The sequence below is a fragment of the Burkholderia sp. MS389 genome (assembly GCF_016899425.1).
Taxonomy (GTDB): Bacteria; Pseudomonadota; Gammaproteobacteria; order Burkholderiales; family Burkholderiaceae; genus Burkholderia; species Burkholderia sola.
Genome location: NZ_CP045994.1, coordinates 2,956,575 through 2,978,493, shown reverse-complemented (window position 1 = coordinate 2,978,493; position 21,919 = coordinate 2,956,575). Strand labels below are relative to the sequence as shown.

The 21,919-nt window shown below is 65.2% G+C and carries 20 protein-coding genes; 14 read left to right on the top strand and 6 right to left on the bottom strand.

What is annotated here, in order from left to right:
• Window positions 1-134 precede the first annotated feature (134 nt).
• A complete protein-coding gene (locus GJG85_RS13855) occupies window positions 135-800 on the top strand; it encodes a cysteine hydrolase family protein (protein ID WP_204383380.1) in 666 nt (221 codons plus the stop codon).
• A gap of 37 nt (window positions 801-837) precedes the next feature.
• On the opposite strand, the gene GJG85_RS13850 is transcribed toward GJG85_RS13855, so the two are convergent.
• Entirely contained in the window at window positions 838-1,479 is a 642-nt protein-coding gene (locus tag GJG85_RS13850; RefSeq protein ID WP_050014522.1) for a TetR family transcriptional regulator, read from the bottom strand.
• A gap of 408 nt (window positions 1,480-1,887) precedes the next feature.
• Here GJG85_RS13850 and GJG85_RS13845 point away from each other — a divergent pair, with 408 nt between their 5' ends.
• The 7 genes from GJG85_RS13845 (at window position 1,888) to GJG85_RS13815 (ending at window position 10,724) form a co-directional block, all read left to right on the top strand.
• The gene (locus GJG85_RS13845; RefSeq protein WP_089488777.1) at window positions 1,888-3,162 is read left to right on the top strand and encodes an efflux RND transporter periplasmic adaptor subunit; all 1,275 of its coding nucleotides are present in this window, start codon (window positions 1,888-1,890) and stop codon (window positions 3,160-3,162) included.
• A gap of 15 nt (window positions 3,163-3,177) precedes the next feature.
• Entirely contained in the window at window positions 3,178-6,378 is a 3,201-nt protein-coding gene (bpeB, locus tag GJG85_RS13840) for an efflux RND transporter permease BpeB (protein WP_060734073.1), read from the top strand.
• Window positions 6,378-7,895 carry an efflux transporter outer membrane subunit gene (locus GJG85_RS13835; RefSeq protein WP_176016111.1) on the top strand — a complete coding sequence of 506 codons (1,518 nt, stop codon included), beginning with the start codon at window positions 6,378-6,380 and terminating at the stop codon, window positions 7,893-7,895. The genes bpeB and GJG85_RS13835 overlap by 1 nt, the downstream gene beginning before the upstream one ends.
• A gap of 484 nt (window positions 7,896-8,379) precedes the next feature.
• Window positions 8,380-9,057 (top strand): PAAR domain-containing protein, encoded by a 678-nt coding sequence (locus GJG85_RS13830; protein WP_050018263.1) that lies wholly within the window; start codon window positions 8,380-8,382, stop codon window positions 9,055-9,057.
• Window positions 9,054-9,608, top strand: a complete 555-nt coding sequence (locus GJG85_RS13825; RefSeq protein ID WP_050018264.1) for a hypothetical protein — start codon at window positions 9,054-9,056, stop codon at window positions 9,606-9,608. The genes GJG85_RS13830 and GJG85_RS13825 overlap by 4 nt, the downstream gene beginning before the upstream one ends.
• Window positions 9,605-10,258 (top strand): M35 family metallo-endopeptidase, encoded by a 654-nt coding sequence (locus GJG85_RS13820; protein ID WP_089488775.1) that lies wholly within the window; start codon window positions 9,605-9,607, stop codon window positions 10,256-10,258. Before GJG85_RS13825 ends, GJG85_RS13820 begins: the two co-directional genes overlap by 4 nt.
• Before the next feature lie 25 nt (window positions 10,259-10,283).
• Entirely contained in the window at window positions 10,284-10,724 is a 441-nt protein-coding gene (locus GJG85_RS13815; protein ID WP_124631677.1) for a hypothetical protein, read from the top strand.
• Between the two features lie 247 nt (window positions 10,725-10,971).
• On the opposite strand, the gene GJG85_RS13810 is transcribed toward GJG85_RS13815, so the two are convergent.
• Entirely contained in the window at window positions 10,972-12,348 is a 1,377-nt protein-coding gene (locus tag GJG85_RS13810; RefSeq protein ID WP_050016976.1) for a nucleobase:cation symporter-2 family protein, read from the bottom strand.
• A 439-nt stretch (window positions 12,349-12,787) separates the two neighbouring features.
• Between GJG85_RS13810 and GJG85_RS13805 the strand changes: the two genes are divergently transcribed.
• From GJG85_RS13805 to GJG85_RS13785, 5 genes are all read left to right on the top strand, one after another.
• Window positions 12,788-14,284, top strand: coding sequence for an FGGY family carbohydrate kinase (locus GJG85_RS13805; protein WP_124631678.1), 1,497 nt, complete (start codon window positions 12,788-12,790; stop codon window positions 14,282-14,284).
• A 215-nt stretch (window positions 14,285-14,499) separates the two neighbouring features.
• Window positions 14,500-15,606: an S-(hydroxymethyl)glutathione dehydrogenase/class III alcohol dehydrogenase gene (locus tag GJG85_RS13800; RefSeq protein WP_006483756.1), complete on the top strand. Its 1,107-nt coding sequence runs from the start codon at window positions 14,500-14,502 to the stop codon at window positions 15,604-15,606.
• Between the two features lie 16 nt (window positions 15,607-15,622).
• Complete coding sequence (fghA, locus tag GJG85_RS13795; protein WP_124654457.1) at window positions 15,623-16,471, top strand: S-formylglutathione hydrolase; 849 nt, start codon at window positions 15,623-15,625, stop codon at window positions 16,469-16,471.
• 203 nt (window positions 16,472-16,674) lie between these two features.
• Window positions 16,675-17,334, top strand: coding sequence for a hypothetical protein (locus GJG85_RS13790; RefSeq protein WP_089488771.1), 660 nt, complete (start codon window positions 16,675-16,677; stop codon window positions 17,332-17,334).
• Window positions 17,335-17,351: 17 nt separating this feature from the next.
• Entirely contained in the window at window positions 17,352-17,648 is a 297-nt protein-coding gene (locus tag GJG85_RS13785) for a hypothetical protein (RefSeq protein WP_050016983.1), read from the top strand.
• Between the two features lie 24 nt (window positions 17,649-17,672).
• On the opposite strand, the gene GJG85_RS13780 is transcribed toward GJG85_RS13785, so the two are convergent.
• Genes GJG85_RS13780 through GJG85_RS13765 form a run of 4 tightly spaced genes read right to left on the bottom strand, consistent with a single transcriptional unit; the run spans window position 17,673 to window position 20,779 of the window.
• Window positions 17,673-18,455, bottom strand: a complete 783-nt coding sequence (locus GJG85_RS13780) for a metal ABC transporter permease (RefSeq protein ID WP_050017091.1) — start codon at window positions 18,453-18,455, stop codon at window positions 17,673-17,675.
• Window positions 18,448-19,338 carry an ABC transporter ATP-binding protein gene (locus GJG85_RS13775; protein WP_050016985.1) on the bottom strand — a complete coding sequence of 297 codons (891 nt, stop codon included), beginning with the start codon at window positions 19,336-19,338 and terminating at the stop codon, window positions 18,448-18,450. Before GJG85_RS13775 ends, GJG85_RS13780 begins: the two co-directional genes overlap by 8 nt.
• 21 nt (window positions 19,339-19,359) lie before the next feature.
• Entirely contained in the window at window positions 19,360-20,271 is a 912-nt protein-coding gene (locus tag GJG85_RS13770; RefSeq protein ID WP_089488769.1) for a metal ABC transporter solute-binding protein, read from the bottom strand.
• Between the two features lie 46 nt (window positions 20,272-20,317).
• The gene (locus tag GJG85_RS13765; RefSeq protein ID WP_050017093.1) at window positions 20,318-20,779 is read right to left on the bottom strand and encodes a Fur family transcriptional regulator; all 462 of its coding nucleotides are present in this window, start codon (window positions 20,777-20,779) and stop codon (window positions 20,318-20,320) included.
• A 330-nt stretch (window positions 20,780-21,109) separates the two neighbouring features.
• On the opposite strand from GJG85_RS13765, the gene GJG85_RS13760 reads away from it, so the two are divergent.
• Window positions 21,110-21,886, top strand: coding sequence for an L-iditol 2-dehydrogenase (locus tag GJG85_RS13760; protein ID WP_050016989.1), 777 nt, complete (start codon window positions 21,110-21,112; stop codon window positions 21,884-21,886).
• The last annotated feature ends 33 nt before the right edge of the window (window positions 21,887-21,919 follow it).

Sequence of the window (21,919 nt, the reverse complement as noted above, 5' to 3'; positions counted from 1 at the left end):
GATGGCCCGATTTTATCGAAGAATGGCTATCGGGCCACTATCGACGCACGCCATGCGGCCCGACAATGCATCGCATCGCACTGCTGGCCGCCCCGCTCCGGGGCGGGGCAGCGCCTCCCGACCAGGAGCTCGCCATGTCGAATGCCGCCTCGCATTCCGCTTCCCGTCCCGCCAACCGCCGCGCGCTGATCGTGATCGACGTGCAGAACGAATACGTGACGGGCAACCTGCCGATCGAATATCCGCCGCTCGACGTGTCGCTCGCGAACATCGGCCGTGCGATCGACGCCGCGCACGCGGCCGGCGTGCCGGTGATCGTGGTGCAGCACGTCGCGCCGGCGGGCGCGCTGATTTTCGCGCCCGGCAGCGACGGCGTCGCGCTGCACGCGGTGGTCGCGAGCCGGCCGTACGCGCATCGGATCGAGAAGGCGCAGGCAAGCTCGTTCGCCGGCACCGATCTCGCCGCGTGGCTCGACGCGCACGGGATCGACACGCTCGCGGTGGCCGGCTACATGACGCACAACTGCAATGCGTCGACGGTCTATCACGCGGCGCATGCGGGGCTGAAGGTCGAGTACCTGAACGACGCGACGGGCACGTTGCCTTACGAGAACGAAGCGGGTGTGGTGAGCGCCGAAGAGATTCACCGCGCGTACGGGGTGGTGTTCCAGTCGAATTTCGCGGCGGTGATGTCGACCGACACGTGGATCGCGGGGCTGGCCGGCGCGCCGATGCCGACGCGCGATTCGGTGGCCGCGTCGAACCGGCGGGCCCGCGAGCAGCGCGCGAAGGCGGCCTGACCCGGCACGGCGACGGCGCGCGCGATGCGCCTCGCGGTCAGTCGCCGTCCTTCAGCATCGCCGGGCTGTAGCGCAGCATGTCGAAGCAGCCGTCGACGAGCTTTTCCGCATGCTGCTCGGCGTCGATCTCGTCGGGCAGCATCAGCATGTCGCGCACGAAGCCGCTGACGAGCGTGTGCAGCATCAGCGTCGCGCGCCACGTGTCGAGCCGCTCGGGCAGCAGCTTGAGCCCCACGGCCACCGCGAGATCGGCGTCGATCATGTGCAGCGCCTCGCTCATCCCCGCGCGGTTGCGCTGGAGCAGCGGCTCCATGTCCGCGACGTATTCGCACTTCATGAACATGATGCTGAACACGCGCCGCAGCTGCGGGTCGCGCTGCACGCCGAGCAGGCACCAGATCAGGATCTGGCGCACCTTATCGAGCGGATTGCCGCCCGGCGCGTCGAGCGGCATCCGCTTCAGTTCGTCGATCGGCAGGAGCACGCGGTTGAACATCGCATCGAACAGTTCGCTCTTGTTCGCGAAATGCCAGTAGATCGCGCCGCGCGTCACGCCGGCGTGCTGGGCGATGTCCGCGAGCGACGTGTGCGACACGCCTTTCTCGAAGAACACGTGTTCGGCGGCGTCGAGAATGCGATTGCGCGTCTCGAGCGCCTCCTCCTTGGTACGTCTGACCATGTGCAGGCCTGATTGGATCGATCGTCGGTGAATAGAGGGTCGCCACCCCTCGTCGCCGTCATGCAGACGGGCTATGCTTGCTTCCGGTAACAATTCGTAAGACTGGACAGCCGGCGGCGTACAAACGGGCTTTTTACATACATTCGTGAATGTATATACAATACCACCCTACGATCGAATGACCCAAGTGGCAATCAGTTAATATCCCACTCTGCTGATTCCCGCCCTAGTACTTGTCCGCAGTTCGCGGCGTCCCGTCGGCACGGAGGTCTCGTGCCGACTTGCTGTATCCAGCAGTCTCTAGCAGTCCAGTAATTCAGGTGTTCGATCAGCGCCGCGAGGCGCATCCGTGTTGCGCTCCGCTCGGGCGCGGCACTTATTCCATTGGTTATACACAGAGGTCGCTCCATGCGCGTCGAACGGGTTCCATACCGCTTAATCACTGTCGCGACGGCCGCCGTTTTCCTGGCCGCGTGCGGGAAAAAAGAATCGGCACCGCCGCCGCAAACGCCGGAAGTCGGCGTCGTCACCGTCCAGCCGCAAGCCGTACCGGTCTTCACCGACCTGCCGGGCCGCACCAGTGCATTCCTCGTCGCGCAGGTCCGCGCGCGGGTCGACGGCATCGTGCTGCGCCGCGAATTCACCGAAGGCACCGACGTCAAGGCCGGTCAGCGTCTCTACAAGATCGATCCGGCGCCGTACATCGCCGCGCTGAACAGCGCGAAGGCGACGCTCGCGAAGGCGCAGGCGAACCTCGTCACGCAGAACGCGCTGGTCGCGCGCTACAAGGTGCTGGTCGCGGCGAACGCGGTCAGCAAGCAGGACTACGACAACGCGGTCGCCACGCAAGGCCAGGCCGCGGCGGACGTCGCGGCCGGCAAGGCGGCGGTCGACACCGCGCAGATCAACCTCGGCTATACGGACGTCGTGTCGCCGATCAGCGGCCGCGTCGGCATCTCGCAGGTGACGCCGGGCGCATACGTGCAGGCGAGCCAGGCGACGCTGATGTCGACGGTGCAGCAGCTCGATCCGGTGTACGTCGACCTCACGCAGTCGAGCCTCGAAGGGCTGAAGCTGCGTCAGGACGTGCAGAGCGGCCGCCTGAAGACGAGCGGCCCGGGCGCGGCGAAGGTGTCGCTGATCCTCGAAGACGGCAAGACCTATTCGGAAGCCGGCAAGCTGCAGTTCTCGGACGTGACGGTCGACCAGACCACCGGCTCGGTGACGATCCGCGCGGTGTTCCCGAACCCGGGCCGCGTGCTGCTGCCGGGGATGTTCGTGCGCGCACGGATCGAGGAAGGCGTGAACGAGAACGCGTTCCTGGTGCCGCAGATCGGCGTCACGCATGACCAGAAGGGCCAGGCGATCGCGATGGTGGTGAACGCCAGCAACAAGGTCGAGCCGCGTCCGCTGAAGACCACCGGCATGCAAGGCCCGAACTGGGTCGTCGAAGGCGGTCTGCAGGCAGGAGATCACGTGATCGTGCAAGGCGTCGACAAGGTGCGCCCGGGCGCGACCGTGAAGACGGTCCCCGCGCAGCTCGCTCCGGCGGCCGATGCCGCCTCGGGTGCTGCTGCCCCCGCCGCGCCGGCCGCCGCCGGGTCCGGCGCCGCTGCCGCTTCCGGTGCCGCCGCATCGGGCGCCGCGCCGGCGAGTGCTGCCGCTGCCTCGAGCGCGAAATAACAGGGAGCCTGTTTCATGGCAAAGTTTTTTATCGATCGCCCGATCTTCGCGTGGGTGATCGCCATCATCCTGATGCTGGCCGGGGTTGCGGCGATCTTCACGCTGCCGATCTCGCAGTATCCGACGATCGCGCCGCCATCGATCCAGATCACCGCGAACTACCCGGGCGCTTCCGCGAAGACGGTGGAAGACACGGTGACGCAGGTGATCGAGCAGCAGATGAGCGGTCTCGACAACTTCCTGTACATGTCGTCGACGAGTGACGACTCGGGCAACGCAACGATCACGCTGACCTTCGCGCCGGGCACCAACGCCGACATTGCGCAGGTCCAGGTGCAGAACAAGCTGTCGCTCGCGACGCCGGTTCTGCCGCAGGTCGTGCAGCAGCTCGGTCTGTCGGTCACGAAGTCGAGCAGCAGCTTCCTGCTGGTGCTCGCCTTCAACTCCGAAGACGGCAGCATGAACAAGTACGACCTCGCGAACTTCGTGGCGTCGCACGTGAAGGATCCGATCAGCCGGCTGAACGGCGTCGGTACCGTCACGCTGTTCGGCTCGCAGTACGCGATGCGGATCTGGCTCGATCCGAACCGCCTGACCAACTACGGCCTCACGCCGGTCGACGTCAGCTCGGCGATCACCGCGCAGAACGTGCAGATCGCGGGCGGCCAGATCGGCGGCACGCCGGCCAAGCCCGGCACCGTGCTGCAGGCGACGATCACCGAATCGACGCTGCTGCAGACGCCCGAGCAGTTCGGCAACATCCTGCTGAAGGTCAACCAGGACGGCTCGCAGGTTCGCCTGAAGGACGTCGCGCAGATCGGCCTCGGCGGCGAAAACTACAACTTCGACACGAAGTACAACGGTCAGCCGACCGCGGCACTCGGTATCCAGCTCGCGACCAACGCGAACGCGCTCGCGACCGCGAAGGCCGTGCGCGCGAAGATCGACGAGCTCGCACCGTTCTTCCCGCACGGCCTCGTCGTCAAGTATCCGTACGACACGACGCCGTTCGTGAAGCTGTCGATCGAGGAAGTGGTCAAGACGCTGCTCGAAGGTATCGTGCTCGTGTTCCTCGTGATGTATCTGTTCCTGCAGAACCTGCGGGCGACGATCATCCCGACGATCGCGGTGCCGGTCGTGCTGCTCGGTACGTTCGCGATCATGTCGATGGTCGGCTTCTCGATCAACACGCTGTCGATGTTCGGCCTCGTGCTCGCGATCGGCCTGCTGGTCGACGATGCGATCGTGGTGGTCGAGAACGTCGAGCGCGTGATGGCCGAAGAAGGGCTGTCGCCGAAGGAGGCGACCCGCAAGGCGATGGGCCAGATCACCGGCGCACTCGTCGGCGTGGCGCTCGTGCTGTCGGCGGTGTTCGTGCCGGTCGCGTTTTCCGGCGGGTCGGTCGGCGCGATCTATCGTCAGTTCTCGCTGACGATCGTGTCGGCGATGGTGCTGTCGGTGCTGGTCGCGTTGATTCTGACGCCGGCACTGTGCGCGACGATCCTCAAGCCGATCCCGCAAGGGCATCACGAGGAGAAGAAGGGCTTCTTCGGCTGGTTCAACCGCACGTTCAACACCAGCCGCGACAAGTACCACGTCGGCGTGCACCACGTGATCAAGCGCTCGGGCCGCTGGCTCATCATCTATCTGGTCGTGATCGTCGCGGTCGGGCTGCTGTTCGTGCGCCTGCCGAAGTCGTTCCTGCCCGATGAAGACCAGGGCCTGATGTTCGTGATCGTGCAGACGCCGTCGGGTTCGACGCAGGAAACGACCGCGAAGACGCTCGCGAACATTTCCGACTACCTGCTGAAGGACGAGAAGGAAATCGTCGAATCGGCGTTCACGGTCAACGGCTTCAGCTTCGCGGGCCGCGGCCAGAACTCCGGTCTCGTGTTCGTCCGCTTGAAGGACTATTCGCAGCGTCAGCATGCGAACCAGAAGGTGCAGGCGCTGATCGGCCGGATGTTCGGGCGTTACGGGAGCTACAAGGACGCGCTCGTGATTCCGTTCAACCCGCCGTCGATTCCGGAACTCGGTACCGCTGCCGGCTTCGACTTCGAGCTGACGGACAACGCCGGTCTCGGCCACGACGCGCTGATGGCCGCGCGTAACCAGCTGCTCGGGATGGCTTCGAAGGATCCGACGCTGCAGGGTGTCCGTCCGAACGGCCTGAACGACACGCCGCAGTACAAGGTCGACATCGACCGCGAGAAGGCGAATGCGCTGGGCGTGACGGCGGATGCGATCGACCAGACGTTCTCGATCGCGTGGGCGTCGAAGTACGTGAACAACTTCCTCGACACCGACGGCCGGATCAAGAAGGTGTACGTGCAGGCCGACGCGCCGTTCCGGATGACGCCGGAAGACATGAACATCTGGTACGTGCGCAACGGGTCGGGCGGGATGGTGCCGTTCAGCGCGTTCGCGACCGGTCACTGGACGTACGGTTCGCCGAAGCTCGAGCGCTACAACGGCGTGTCGGCGATGGAAATCCAGGGCCAGGCCGCACCGGGCAAGTCGACCGGTCAGGCGATGGCCGCGATGGAAACGCTCGCGAAGAAGCTGCCGGTCGGTATCGGCTATTCGTGGACGGGCCTGTCGTTCCAGGAAATCCAGTCCGGTTCGCAGGCGCCGATCCTGTACGCGATCTCGATTCTCGTCGTGTTCCTGTGTCTCGCGGCGCTGTATGAAAGCTGGTCGATTCCGTTCTCGGTGATCATGGTCGTGCCGCTCGGCGTGATCGGTGCGCTGCTCGCGGCCACGATGCGCGGCCTCGAGAACGACGTGTTCTTCCAGGTCGGCCTGCTGACCACCGTGGGCTTGTCCGCGAAGAACGCGATCCTGATCGTCGAGTTCGCGCGCGAACTGCAGCAGACGGAGAAGATGGGGCCGATCGAGGCCGCGCTGGAAGCGGCGCGCCTGCGGCTGCGTCCAATCCTGATGACGTCGCTCGCGTTCATTCTCGGCGTGATGCCGCTCGCGATCAGCAACGGCGCGGGTTCGGCCAGCCAGCACGCGATCGGTACGGGCGTGATCGGCGGGATGATCACGGCGACGTTCCTCGCGATCTTCATGATCCCGATGTTCTTCGTGAAGATCCGTGCGATCTTCAGCGGCGAGAAGGAAGATGCCGACGAGGCGCTGCGCCTGGCTCAGGAGCACTCGCACCACGAAGAGAAGCCGGGCAACGGCGACCAAGGCAACAAGGGACAGTGATGATGCAAAAACACGCTTTGACTGCAATCGCAGTCGCGCTCTTTGCCGCGGGCTGCACGATGGCGCCGCATTACACGCGGCCCGACGCGCCCGTCGCGCAGGCGTACCCGGCCGGCGGCGTCTACGCGACGCAGCCGGGCGCGGCCGGCGCGCGCAGCGCGAACGGCCAGGCGGCGACTGCCATCGGCTGGCGCGAGTTCTTCGTCGATCCGCGCCTGCAGCGGCTGATCGAGATCGCGCTGAAAAACAACCGCGACCTGCGCGTGTCGGTGCTGAACGTCGAGGCCGCGCGTGCGCAGTACCAGATCACGCGTGCGGGGCTGTTCCCGACGCTCGACGGGACGGGCACGGGCAGCATCCAGCGCGTGCCGCAGGGTCTTTCGCAGACCGGTGCGCCGTACATCTCGCGCGCCTACAACGTCGGATTGTCGGCGTCGTGGGAGCTCGATCTGTTCGGCCGCGTGCAGAGCCTGAAGGACCAGGCGCTCGCGCAGTACCTGTCGACGTCGTACGCACGGCAGGCGTCGGAGATCTCGCTGGTGTCGCAGGTGGCCGATCAGTACCTGACGCTGCTGTCGACCGATGACCTGCTGAAGGTCACGGAGGACACGCTGAAGACCGCGCAGGCGTCGTACGACCTGACCAAGCTGCAATTCGACAACGGCACGGGCTCCGAGCTCGAGCTGCGTCAGGCGCAGACGGTAGTCGAGACGGCGCTCGCGAACCAGCAGGCGCAGGCACGTGCGCGCGCACAGGCGCTGAACGCGCTGGTGCTGCTGATCGGCGAGCCGCTGCCGGACGATCTGCCGGCGGGCATGCCGCTCGACGCGCAGAACCTGCTGACGGACGTGCCGGCCGGGTTGCCGTCGGATCTGCTGACGCGTCGTCCGGACGTGATGCAGGCCGAGCAGACGCTGCTGGCCGCGAACGCGAACATCGGCGCGGCGCGCGCGGCGTTCTTCCCGAAGATCTCGCTGACGGGCGCGTTCGGCACCGGCAGCCCGACGCTGGGCGGTCTGTTCAAGGCCGGCACGGCGGCGTGGTCGTTTGCGCCGCAGATCACGATGCCGATCTTCGAAGGCGGTCAGAACATCGCGAACCTGAATCTCGCGCATGTGCAGAAGCGCATCGAGATCGCGAACTACGAGAAGGCGATCCAGTCGGCGTTCCGCGAAGTGTCGGACGGGCTTGCCGCACGCGGCACGTACGATCAGCAGATCGCGGCATTGGAGCGCAACGAGCACGCGCAGCAGCGTCGCTTCGACCTGTCGGACCTGCGTTACAAGAACGGTGTGGACAGCTATCTGTCGGTGCTGACCGCGCAGACGGATCTGTACTCCGCGCAGCAGTCGCTGATCAGCGCGCGCCTGGCGCGCTGGACGAACCTGGTCGATCTGTACCGCGCACTCGGCGGTGGGTGGATCCAGCGCGCCGGCGAAGCGCCGCGCGCACCGGATGCACCGGTCGACTACGACAAGGCGGCGGCTCCGGCGCCTGCGTCGGCGACGAACGGGTAACATGCGGTAATCCTGCCTGCGTGCGGTCGCTTCGCGCGCAGGCAGGACGTTGTTAGTCCTGTCGCAAGCTGGCCGTTACGAACGATGCGAAGCGTAACGAAGGAAACGTAAGGCTCGTCCATGATTGTTGGTCCTTAAGTGCGCGGTAACCTCGCGTGGGAGTGCTGCGGCGATCCACGCGGGACACGCGTCTACATCTGCAGCGGGCGCGAAATCCAGGGGCCGGGCGCCGTCGAGCACGACGCATACGGACTAACCGTGCAGATTCTCGTTTCGCCCAATCGATGATCATCCCTCTCCGGTAGCCTGTCGCCCGGCCGCCAAATCCCCGCTCATTTCGCCCAACTCAGGCTCATTTGCTGTTGGACGGTCTTTATAACGATTAGTTATACGAAATTCGAACTCGTCTGATTGGTTCTTTTTTCTCGTCCGTGCAAATTGTGCATGGAGCATTTCTCACCCATTGTCGAGAAAGGAAATCCGGATGAAGAGCGAGCAGACTGCACCGCCCGATCTTTTTGCCACCATCGGCGCGCTCACTGAGCGCGGTGGGCGGGTAACCGAGGCTACGAGCGGCCTCACAGTCGCCGGGCTTGTCGTTGCCCGTGTTGGCGATGTCGTCACTTACGAGGATGGCAGCGAGGCCGTCATCGTGGATGGTGCAGGCGAATATGCGATTTGCAGCGACAAGCCGTTTGCGCTGGTGGGTAGCAGGTTGAGCAACGGCGATCGTATCGTCGAAACGCTTCAGCGGTTGTCGGGAATTCACGTACCGGTTGGCGAAACGGCCGGAGGGTTGTTTAACGAGGATTATGCGCCGCCGCCTGCACTGCCGCGATACAGGTTGGCTGTACGAGGAGCCACGACCGCGCGAGGCGGTGCATTGCGCGAAGCTACCGGCACGTGGGACACCGGCGTTGGGCTTGGCAAGGCTGGCGTCGTGGGTGATCAAATTCACTACGCAGACGGTTCGACCGCGCGAATCATAAGCGGTCTTGGGCTGGTGGATAACGGAGACTTCCAGCCGCTGGCTTTCGTCGGTAGCGAACTGGATAACGGCGACGTCATTACCGATAGCCCTGAGCGTGATGGTCTGGTATCCGCTAACGCCTTCACCGTGGCGAAGCGTCCAACCGTTGTGCATCGAGGCGAGACCTCATGATTCGTTATTTCCTTGCCAAAGGGGATCAGGGCGGCAGCGCCACGATTACAGAAGGATTGGAGGACGTAACCTGTTCCAATCCACCGCCGCGCGTGCAAATCGCAACGCTGTACATGAAGACGTACTGCACGGCATGCAAGCAGGAAGGGTTTGTCGCCCCGGTGGGTCCACGCTGGCCGGGCACAGGGCCAAACGGCAAGCCGTGGGCGTTGAGTGGTGATATCAACGTCTGCGATTGCAAGCCGCCACCGGTTTTCTATGCCGAGCGCGGCATGAAGATGACCTTTGCCGCAGACGAGGTGGCGCGGTTGACGGGCAAGCATGGCTTAGGCGTCGCCCCTGTAAGAAGAGGCACGGCAGTCCACGATCAGCAGTTCGTTATTCGCAACAAGAAGTCCAGGAAACCTGTTGTTGGCGCGCGGTATTGGATCACAAATTGCCGTGGCGACGTGCTGGCTTCAGGGATTACCGATGCGCAGGGGCATACTGTGCGAGTGATCACGCCGGAGGCCGAATCGGTAAAGCTCGAGGTCATCGGAGAAATAGAATGAGTGACGGCGATCGTGTGGAGATTGCAGAGGCGATGACGGACACGAAAGAAGGTTCGTTGATCGAGGCATTGATATCGAACGGGCCACCCATCTGCCCAAACATGACTGATGCGGAATTTCGCCGTATGGTTCTAACGTTACGCGATAGAGCCGTACAAATGATTGATGTACGGCTCGTAGACTTGCGCAAGTGGGGGGCGGTCGAACGTCAGCGCGTCGCAACGTGGTTTGGCTCAAGCGATGAAACGATTCGGCAACGTCTGACAGTCGGCCTCGCACGAGTCAGTCGGGTGATGCGCGATCTCAAGCCTGGAAATTTTGTTCGCCAATCAGAGGAGCTTGATCGATATCTTGGTTGTACGCCGAATAACAAGGACCCTGATGGTGCCGTCGCGCATGTTTGCACCCCGGACACCGCTACACATACTATTTGTATCCACGAGAATTTTTGTGGGATGCGCCCCATATCCAGTGCAAAGGACTCGATGTTGTCGACACTGATTCATGAGTGCACTCATTTTGCCGACACTTTTGGCGCTCAGGATCATCAATATTTCATGCGCGAGTGCTTGGTATTGGCTCGGACGCGCCCCGATCTCGCAATCGATAATGCGGATAGCATTGCCGGGTATGTTATCTATGAGGATTAGAGGCGGTGTGGCAGCGCGATCCTGGTTGAATCTGATTGGGTCCAACGGAAAATTGATATGGGCATGTATCGCACTCGCATTTTTCTCGGCAGGGACATTCGCCTGCTCCCCAGTCCATACGCTTGATGTTTCGTTTGAAAGAGATTCTGCCAAGGTGTCCGGCGATGAGCTCACAAGGGTGGCCAATTGGGCGATAGACCTTCAACTCAAATATCCCAATCTCGATCGTACGTCTGTCGGTGGCCTTGCCGAAGCTGACGAAAGACAGCCGCACGTGCTGGCTCAACAACGCGCGGAAAGTATCAAGGGGCTTCTAGTCACATTGGGGCTTGGTCGAGCACCTATCGACGTCGACGCCAGGCTTTATAAGTCGCATCATTTGAGCGGTGTGCCGGATAATGGCCGACGAGTAGAAATCGACTTCCTTCCCGGTTGCCCGCATGAATGTCCTTGCCAAGTGAAATGAGGCCTTGGCCGCGAGCCGCCGCGCAGTGCTGCACATTTTGATGGTGTGCAGCAACCCCTTGCGCACCATGCGGTAAGCGCCGGCCGCCACAAGCCGACGCGTGCTTGGTGTCCGTCATCGCACACCGCACTTCGCACGATCGCTCCGTGCGTCCCCGCCTTTCGCCGTCCCCGCAAAGCAAAACGCCACGGCATGCCGTGGCGTTTTTCGTTACCGCTTCTCCGCGCGGACGCTCGCCGCGAGGCGATCAGTGATGCACGTCAGCGGGCCGCCCGTCGAAATCGTGCCCCGCGCGCCGAATCTCGCAGCGCGCATCCTTTTCGCCTTTCACGCCGTTGAACACGATGTTCAGGATCACGGCGCTGGCCGACGCCAGCAGGATGCCGCTGTGCAGGATCGGCGCGAGCGCGGGCGGCAGCTTCGAGAAGAAGTGCGGCGACACGACCGGCACGAGGCCCATGCCGACGCTCACGGCGACGATGAACAGGTTGTGCGAGTTGTTCACGAAGTCGACCTTCGACAGCACCTTGATGCCGTTCGCGGCGACCATCCCGAACATCACGATGCCCGCGCCGCCGAGCACGAACGGCGGCACCGACGCGACGACCTGCGCCATCTTCGGGAACAGCCCGAGCAGCACGAGGATCACACCGCCAGTCGCGCACACGAAGCGGCTCTTCACGCCCGTCACGCCGATCAGGCCGACGTTCTGCGAGAACGACGTATGCGGAAACGAGTTGAAGATGCCGCCGATCAGCGTGCCGAGGCCGTCGACGCGCAGGCCGCGCACGAGGCGCTCCTGGTTGACCGGGCGATCGACCATGTCGCCGACCGCGAGGAACATGCCGGTCGATTCGATGAACGTGACGAACATCACCGTGACCATCGTCACGATCGACAGCGGGTCGAAGTGCGGCCAGCCGAAGTGGAACGGCATCACGAAGCCGACCCACGGTGCAAGCGACACGCCTTCCGTGTTCACGCGGCCGATCGCGAACGCGATCACGAAGCCGGCGACGATGCCGAGCAGCACCGAGATGTTCGCGATGAAGCCGCGGCCGAACTTGTTGATCAGCAGGATCAGCGTGAGCACGAGCAGCGACAGGCCGAGATAGACGGGGCTGCCATACTCGGGGTTGCCGACGCCGCCGGCCGCCCAGTTGATGCCGACTTCCATCAGCGACAGCCCGATCACCGCGATCACCGTGCCGACCACCACGGGCGGGAAGAACCGCAACAGCTTGCCGATCGTCGGCGCGAGCACGATGCCGATGATGCCGGCCGCGATGGTCGAACCGAAGATGTCGAGAATGCCGAGGCCCGGGTTCGTGCCGATCGCGATCATCGGACCGACGGCCGCGAACGTGCAGCCCATGATGACCGGCAGGCGGATCCCGAAGATCCACAGGCCGAGCGTCTGGATCAGCGTGGCGATGCCGCACGAAAACAGATCGGCGCTGATCAGGAACGCGATCTGGTCTTTCGGCAGCTTGAGCGCCGCGCCGACGATAAGCGGCACGGCGACGGCGCCGGCGTACATGACGAGGACGTGTTGCAGGCCAAGCGTTACCAGCTTGCCGGTCGGCAGCACCTCATCGCACGGATGGACCGTGTTCGATTGCATCTGTCTCACTCCATGATCTTGTTTTCGGGGTGATACGAAGTTATTCGGAATGAATCCATGCAACAAGAGCACTGGGTTCTATTCCGTTCTTTGCTGGTTCGATATGCCATTTCGGTATGGAACAGGGGGGCGATCATCGGGAAACTGCCGCGGGAGTGAGGTGTACCGGTTTTATAGCGCTTCAAAATAGCGCCGGCCCCCCTGTCAAATATGGGATGCTTTATGGTGTGTATCGGGCGGGCCGCATAGTGGCAAAAAGCGGTGTTCGGAAATCGTGCCGGGTTAACCCGCGAACGGCCGCTTTTGCGTGCAAGGTGCAGCCCGGTGGAACGCGCCGGCCCGACCCCACGGTCGATGCGTCGACGCGGCGGCAAAAAGCGCGGTGCGCATCGCGATCCCGTTATCATCGACATCCGTTCATTCGAATCCCTCTTAGCTCATGCGCCTGCTCGGAATCGACCTCGGCACCGGCTCTGTCAAACTCGTCACGCTCGATGCCGACGGCGTCGAGCGGGCCGTCGCGAGCGAACCTTACGGGTTGTCGTCGCCGCAGCCCGGCTGGGCGGAAATCGCGCCCGACGCGTGGTGGCAGGCGCTCGTGCGCGCGGCCGCGCGGCTGCCGGGCGACGAGCGTGCGCAGGTCGCGGCGATCGGCTTTTCGGGCCAGATGCATGGCGTCGTGCTGATCGACGCGGCCGGCCAGCCGGTGCGGCCCGCGCTGCTGTGGCCCGACACACGCGCGGTGCGCGAGGCGGACGCGGCCGACTGGCCTGCCGCCGGATGGCCCGTCGCCGGATTACCCGTCGCCGGATTGCCCGTCGCCGGATTACCCGTCGTCCCGAACCCCGTCGCGCCCGGCATGGCCGGCCCGCTGTTGCGCTGGCTGGCGGCGCACGAACCCGACGCGCTACGCGCCGCGCGCTGGGCCGTGCAGCCGAAGGACTGGCTGCGCATCGCGCTCGGCGGCGACGTGGCGGCCGATCCGAGCGACGCGTGCGCAACGGCGCTCGCGACGCCCGACGGCGCGTGGGACACTGCATTGATCGACACGCTCGGCCTGACGGCCGACCGCTTCGCGCCGGTTCGCGCGTCCACCGCGCGCTGCGGCATGCTCGGCGCGCAGGCCGCCGCCGCGCTCGGCCTGCCGGCCGGCGTGCCGCTCGCGACGGGCGCGGCCGACACCGCATGCGCGGCGCTCGGCAGCGGGCTGGCCGCGGCAGGCGATGCGTTGCTGACGACCGGCAGCGGCGGGCAGATCGTCGTGCTCGCGGATGCGTTGCCGCCCGCGCGGCGCGGCTTGCATCGCTATCGTGCGGCGACGGGCGGCGGCTATTACACGATGGCGGCGATGCAGAACGTCGGGCTCGCGCTCGAAGCCGTGCGCGGCTGGCTCGGCTACGCGCAATGGGCCGATGCGTATGACGACGCGTTCGCGCAGCCGGCGTCCGAGCGGCTGTGCTTCCTGCCGTACCTGACCGGCGAGCGTTCGCCGTGGATGAACCCCGATGCGCGCGGCGGCTGGCTCGGCCTCGGGCTCGGCGACACGCGCGGCGCGATGATGCGCGCCGCGTTCGAGGGCGTCGCGTTCGCGTTGCGCGCGGGGCTCGATGCGATCCGCGATGCCGATCGCCGTGACGCGGTGACGACGCTGCGTCTCGCGGGCGGCGGCTCGGTCGATCCGCGCTGGCGCCAGTTGCTCGCCGATGCGCTCGGCGCGTCGCTGCACGCGATCGATTGCCCGAACGCCGCGACGCGCGGCGCCGCCTTGCTCGCGGGCGTCGCGATCGGGCATTGGCGTGAAGACGCGTTGCGCGCGCTGGCGCCGGCTGCTGCGCCGGTCGCGGCACCGCACGACGACCGCCTGCTGGCCGTACGCCACGCGCGCTTCGTCGATCTGTATGCCCGCACGGATGCATGGTTCACGACGGGCGTTTAAACTCGACCACTTGTTCTTTTGCGCCAGCGATGACGCATCCTGGCAAGCCGGCGACCGTTTCGCGCACGCGATGCGCGGCGGGAGCGGCCATCATGGCGAGCACGATATTCTTGCGCCGTGCCGCGCGGCACGGCTTCGACCGCCTTGCATGAAACCCGGGCCGGCGCCGCACGCCGGCCCGGGCCGATCTCACCGACACACAGAGGAGTGACACGATGAAAACGAAAGCCGCGATTGCATGGAAGGCCGGTGCGCCGCTGACGATCGAGGAAGTCGATCTCGAAGGGCCGCGCGCTGGCGAAGTGCTGATCGAAGTGAAGGCGACGGGCATCTGCCATACCGACTACTACACGCTGTCGGGCGCCGATCCGGAAGGGATCTTCCCGGCGATCCTCGGCCATGAAGGCGCGGGCGTGGTGGTCGACGTCGGCCCCGGCGTCGGCACCGTGAGAAAGGGCGACCACGTGATTCCGCTCTACACGCCCGAATGCCGCGAGTGCAAGTTCTGCCTGTCGCGCAAGACCAACCTGTGCCAGAAGATCCGCGCGACGCAGGGCAAGGGCCTGATGCCGGACGCGACATCGCGCTTCTCGCTCGACGGCAAGCCGCTGTTCCACTACATGGGCACGTCGACGTTCTCGAACTACATCGTCGTGCCGGAGATCGCGGTCGCGAAGGTGCGCGAGGACGCGCCGTTCGACAAGATCTGCTACATCGGCTGCGGCGTGACGACGGGCGTCGGCGCGGTCGTGTACTCGGCGAAGGTCGAGGCCGGCGCGAACGTGGTCGTATTCGGCCTCGGCGGGATCGGCCTGAACGTGATCCAGGGCGCGAAGATGGTCGGCGCGGACAAGATCATCGGCGTGGACATCAACCCGAAGCGCGTCGAGCTCGCGAAGAAGTTCGGGATGACGCACTTCATCAACCCGAACGAAGTCGAGAACGTCGTCGACCACATCGTGCAGCTGACCGACGGCGGCGCCGACTATTCGTTCGAATGCGTCGGCAACGTGAAGCTGATGCGCCAGGCGCTCGAATGCACGCACAAGGGCTGGGGCCAGTCGTTCATCATCGGCGTCGCGGCAGCGGGCGAGGAAATCAGCACGCGTCCGTTCCAGCTGGTGACGGGCCGCGAATGGAAGGGCTCGGCGTTCGGCGGCGCGCGCGGGCGCACCGACGTGCCGAAGATCGTCGACTGGTACATGGAAGGCAAGATCAACATCGACGACCTGATCACGCATACGCTGCCGCTCGAGCGGATCAACGAAGGCTTCGACCTGATGAAGGCCGGCGAGTCGATCCGCTCGGTCGTGCTGTACTGACCGGGAGCGCATCGCCATGCTCGAACTCGTTTCCTCGCATGCGTGCCACGGCGGCGAGCAGCGTTTCTACCGTCACGATTCGGCGGCCATCGGCCTGCCGATGAAGTTCTCGGTGTACGTGCCGCCGCAGGCCGCGCAGGGGCGCGTGCCGGCGCTGTTCTATCTCGCGGGGCTCACGTGCACCGACGAGACGTTCGCGATCAAGGCCGGCGCGCAGCAATACGCGGCGCAGCACGGCATCGCGCTCGTGATGCCCGATACGAGCCCGCGTGGCGCGGGCGTGCCGGGCGAGACCGATGCGTGGGACTTCGGCGTCGGCGCGGGCTTCTACGTCGATGCGACCGAAGCGCCGTGGTCGACGCATTACCGGATGGAGTCGTACGTGACGGGCGAGCTGCGCGAACTCGTCACGGCCGAGCTGCCGATCGACGGCGCGCGGCTCGGCATCTTCGGTCACTCGATGGGCGGGCACGGCGCGCTGACGCTCGCGTTGCGTCATCCGGGCCTGTACCGGTCGGTGTCGGCGTTCGCGCCGATCGCCGCGCCGACGCGCTGCCCGTGGGGCGAGAAGGCGTTCTCCGGTTATCTCGGCGCCGATCGCGATGCGTGGAAGGCGCACGACGCAAGCGAGCTGGTCGCCCGTGCCGATGCGCCGAAGTTCGCGGACGGCATCCTCGTCGATCAGGGGCTCGCCGATCAATTCCTCGCGAACCAGCTGAACCCCGACGTGTTCGAAGCCGCGTGCGCGAAGGCCGGCCAGCCGCTGACGCTGCGCCGCCATCCGGGCTACGACCACGGGTACTACTTCATCTCGACGTTCATCGCCGATCACCTCGCGCATCATGCGCGCGTGCTGGCGCGGTGAGTTGTCCCTGACGCCACGTCGTTGCGCTCCAACGGGCGACGTGGCTGTCATCCATCGTTACGCATTCCACCGGGGCATTCGCCCGGAAAAATCACCTGCCGCCGCAAATTCGTACTCGTTCTATAGGATGCCAAATCGATTCGCCGAATAATGATCGCCGATTCAATCGTGGTGAAATTAATTCGAGCGAGGCTTTGACCTGAATGGGCGACATGGTTTGCGAGGTATCAAACAATTCCCCGAACTGGGGGTTGATCAATCTGTTTGCGTGGAAACTTGTGCCCGAGCGATGGAGTGGTGGCATCAAATACATCCAGGCGTTCAAGGATGCGTGGGTCGTGCACAACAAGTCCCATATCCGAGCAGCAGCGGGGCGCCACCGTCTACCTCGGGAAATGCTCGCGGGCGTATGTTGGATCGAGGTTGGTGGCGACCCTGAATTCATCGATCGCGTTGCATTCGAAGTGCGCACGTTCGACTGGAGTGGTCCGCCGTTCGTCGACAGGCATCTGACACTGACACGTCATCCAGCGATGACATCGTTCGGCCCGGTGAGCATGCAGCTTCGCACGGCCGCACAAACGCTTGGAATGGATCCGTCGCAAATGTCAGCGTCGCAATTTCGGAGTTTGGCCCGCTGCCTTCAACGCGATATTTTTAATATCGATGTGGTTGCGCGTCATCTCGCCCAGTTGGCGAAGCGCGATGGGATCCAATATCCGTTCTCGATGGATCAAATTCGCATCATCGGCGCGCGCTACAACCGAGGAAGTGGGTTGTCTCTCGAGCAAATAAGACAAAATACCAGCTACGGTAACTTCATCGTTACGCATTGGTCGCGCTTCACTCGGCTCATGCAGTAATGCATCAGGATGCAAACATGGCCCGTCTCCTCCGCTTCGTCACTCATGTCGCATGTGTCATCGGATTGCTCGTCGTTATCACGATCACCGGGAACAAGTATGCGTGGATGCATGAAATCGATCCATCCGTCGCGATCGATGCGATCAAGGACGAAGCTGGCGACCATACGCTGGTCAGCTATGCATTGCTCATGGTCGTTGCGATCACACAGGTCGTGTTGCTCGCGAGGTCCAGGGCCACAGGTGCCAAACCCTGGGTCGGGTTCCTGATGCTCGCGGCAACGGCAGTGTGCGCATGGAAAACGATCACGTAACGCCATCCGCACGCATGCGAGTCGTCATGCCCTGCGCAACAAGCTCGCGCCGTACACGAGCGCCGACAGCGCGGTGATCCAGAAGCTCGTCGGCCAGTCGGTGTGATACGCGAGCACGATGCCGAGCCACGCTTCGAACAACGCGAACAGCGCGGCGAGCAGCACGCCGGTCGACAGCCGCGTCGTCACGTTCTGCGCGGCGGCAGCCGGCCCGACCAGCAGCGTGAACACCAGCAGCACGCCGACGATCTGCGTCGCCGCGGCCACTGCGAGCGCGCACACCGCGAGGAACAGCATCGACACCGTGCGCAGCGACACGCCCTTCGCTTCAGCGAGTTCGGGCTGGAGCGACGCGAACAGCAGCGGCCGTGCGATCAGCGCGAGCGCGAGCAGGCTCACCGTGCCGATGGCGGCGAGCACCGCGAGCGTGTCGTGGCTCACCGCGAGCACGTTGCCGAACAGCAGCGCGGTGACCTGCGTCGCGAACGACGTGTAGAAGTGCAGGAACAGCAGGCCGAAGCCGAGCGCGCCGGACAGGATCACGCCGATCGCGACGTCGCGGCCCGCGAGCTTTTCGCCGAGCGCGCCCATGCCGATCCCGGCCGCGAGCGTGAAGCCGACCATCCCCCAGATCGGCGAGATGCCGAGCAGCACCGCCCCCGTCGCGCCGGTGAAGCCGACGTGCGACAGCGCATGGCCGGCGAAGGTCTGCCCGCGCAGCACCAGGAAATAGCCGACGATGCCCGCGAGCACCGCGACGATCCCCGACGCGGCGAACGCGTTGATCATGAAGTCGTATTCAAACATCGTGCGAATGCCCGGGATGAGCGTGTCCGTGGTGGTGATGGCCGTGGCCGCCGCCACCGCCGTGCGAATGGCCGTCGTCGTCCTCGTGTTCGTGATCGTGTTTCTCGATCTCGACGTCGCCGGACATCACGAAGATCTTGCCGTTCACGCGCATCACGTCGATCGGCGATCCGTAGAGCCGCGACAGCACGGGCTTCGTGATCACCTCGTCGACGGTGCCGAGCGCCGCGACGCCGTTGCCGAGATACAGCACGCGATCGAGCGCGTTCAGCAGCGGATTCAGTTCGTGCGCGGAGAACAGCACGGTGATGCCGAGCTCGCGCTGCACGTTGCGCACGAGCTCGACGACGCCGCGCTGGTGGTTCGGGTCGAGGCTGATCAGCGGCTCGTCGAGCAGCAGCAGCTTCGGGTTGCCGAGCAGGCATTGCGCGAGCAGCAGCCGTTGGCGCTCGCCACCCGACAGTTCGGACAGCGGCCGGCGCGCGAGCGACGGGCCGCCGACGAGATCGAGCACGCGATCGACGTCGCGGCGCGTGGCCGCGTTCGTGTGCGGCAAGCCCCAGCGATGGCCGTCGGCGGCCATCGCGACGAAATCGTAGCCGCGCATCCGGCGGTTCGCGAGGCCGCTTCTGATCTGCGGCATGTAGCCGATCGACGCGTTGCCGCGCACGACCGGCACGCCGCCAACCGACAGCGTGCCGGCCGACACGGGGACGAGGCCGAGCACCGCGCGCATCAGCGTCGTCTTGCCCGCGCCGTTCGGCCCGAGCACGCCGACGAATTCGCCGGGCTCGATCGAGAAGCTGACGTCGCGCAGGATCGTGCGGCCGCCCAGTTCGAGCGTGACGCGATCGAGGGCGAGGGCGTGGGGAGTGGCGGTCATGTCGTGACGGTCGTCTATTACTTACTTGCCGGCTGAAAGCGCGCTGCCGAGCGCGTCGAGCTGGCCGATCATCCATTGCTGGAAGGTCTTGCCGGCCGGCTGCGTTTCGGTGACGCTGACGGTCGGCACGCCGCCGTTGCGTGCGATCTTCAGCATGCGCTTGGTCATCGGCTCTTCGGCCTGGCTGTTGTAGATCAGTGCGCGCACCTGCTTCTTGCGCAGGTCGCCCTCGAACGCGGCGACGTCCTGCGCGCTCGCCTCGGTGTCGTTCATCGTCGCGAGCTGGAAGCGCTGGTTGCGCATGTCGAGGCCGATCGCGTCCGACATGTAGCCGAACACGGGCTCGGTGGCCGTCACCGGCACGCCCTTGTACTTCGCGCGCAGCGCGGCGACCTTGTCGTCGACGGGCTTCAGCGACGCGACGAACTTTTGCAGGTTCGCATCGTATTCGGCCTGGTTCGCCGGGTCGGCGCGGCCGAGTTCGGCCGCGATCGCGCGTGCGGCGGCCGGCATCGTCGCCGGGTCGTACCACAGGTGCGGGTTGTCGCCGGCCTTCTTGCCGACGAGATCGGCGACGACGATCGTCGCGCGCTTCGCCTGCTTCGATGCGCCGAGCAGCTTGCCCATCCACGGATCGTAGTCGGCGCCGTTGTAGATCACGACCTGCGCGTGCTGCAGCGCGCGGGCCGTCTTCGGGCTCGCTTCGAACAGGTGCGGATCCTGGTCCGGATTGCTGAGGATGCTCGTGACCGCGACGTGGCGGCCGCCGATCTGCGACGCGACGTCGCCGTAGAAATTCTCCGCGGCGACGACGTTGACGGTCGCGGCCTGCGCGAACGCGGGCGCGGCGAACGACAGCGCGGCGACGGCCGCGGCGAGCCAGCGGGCAGGCGACAGGGCGCGCCGCGGCGCGCGCTTCAGGGCAATGGACATGGAACTCCTCGTTGGAAGGGCGGCGCAGGCGCCGCGCGATGCGGCGTCAGCGCTGCGCGGGCTTGCGCTTGCAGTGCCCGCACAGGCCGTTCAGCTCGACGACCTGGTGATGGACTTCGAATCCGTGCGCGGGCTCGCTCGCGGACAGTTGCTTCGCGAGGTCGCTGCCGGGAATCTCGACGGTGTCGCCGCACGAATCGCAGATCAGGAACTGGCCTTCGTGCGGCACGCCGATCTCGCAGCACGCGAGGAACGCGTTCTTCGATTCGATCCGGTGGATGAAGCCGTGCTCGACGAGAAAATCCAGCGCGCGGTAGACGGTCGTCGGCGGCACGCGGCCGCGTTGCGGTTCGAGTTCGGCGAGCAGGTCGTACGCGCCGATCGGGCGCTGCGCGGCCAGCACGCGTTCGTAGACCTGGCGACGCAGCGGCGTCCACGCGAGCCCGTGCTCGGCGGCGAATGCGTCGGCCCGGGACAGCCGGGCGTCGATGGACGATGAGGTAGCCATGGCGTGAAGCAGGGCGATGAAACACAGTATCGCGATGATATAACGTATCGCTGCGCCGTGCAGTGCCAATTCCGTTTTCCGTCCTTCCTCCATCCCCGTCAGCATCGATGCCACTGCGCCGCACCGTGCCCTTCTTGCCTTGCAGCGCGGGCGCGGCGGGATGCAGCCGTGCGCCGTCGTGCCGCAGCGCGTCATAGAAAGCCGTCGCGTCGTCTTGACAGCGCGTATCGCGTATCCGATCATTCGATCACTAACAGAGCAATTGATCGGTCGGAGAGCGTTCGCTCACCTCGCGACCGTCGTGCAGCAAGAACGAACCGGAGACAGCCAGTGAGACTGGAACACAAGGTCGCGATCCTGACGGGCGCCGCAAGCGGCATCGGCGAAGCGGTCGCGCAACGCTATCTGGACGAGGGCGCGCGCTGCGTGCTCGTCGACGTGAAGCCGGCAGGCGGTTCGCTCGCGCGGCTGATCGAGTCCAACCCCGGCCGCGCGGTGGCCGTCACGGCCGACGTCACGCGCCGCGACGACATCGAGCGGATCGTCGCGACGGCGGTCGAGCGCTTCGGCGGCGTCGACATTCTGTTCAACAACGCGGCGCTGTTCGACATGCGCCCGCTCCTCGACGAATCGTGGGACGTGTTCGACCGGTTGTTCTCGGTCAACGTGAAAGGGCTGTTCTTCCTGATGCAGGCCGTCGCGCAGCGGATGGTCGAGCAGGGGCGCGGCGGCAAGATCGTCAACATGTCGTCGCAGGCCGGCCGTCGCGGCGAGGCGCTCGTTTCGCACTACTGCGCGACCAAGGCCGCGGTGATCAGCTACACGCAGTCGGCCGCGCTGGCGCTCGCGCCCCACCGGATCAACGTGAACGGCATCGCGCCGGGCGTGGTCGACACGCCGATGTGGGAGCAGGTCGATGCGCTGTTCGCACGCTACGAGAACCGGCCGCTCGGCGAGAAGAAGCGGCTCGTCGGCGAAGCGGTGCCGCTCGGGCGCATGGGCGTGCCGGGCGACCTGACGGGCGCCGCGCTGTTCCTCGCGTCGGCCGACGCCGACTACATCACCGCCCAGACGCTGAACGTCGACGGCGGCAACTGGATGAGCTGAAAATGCTGCCGCTCGCACGCGCCACCTGCCGGC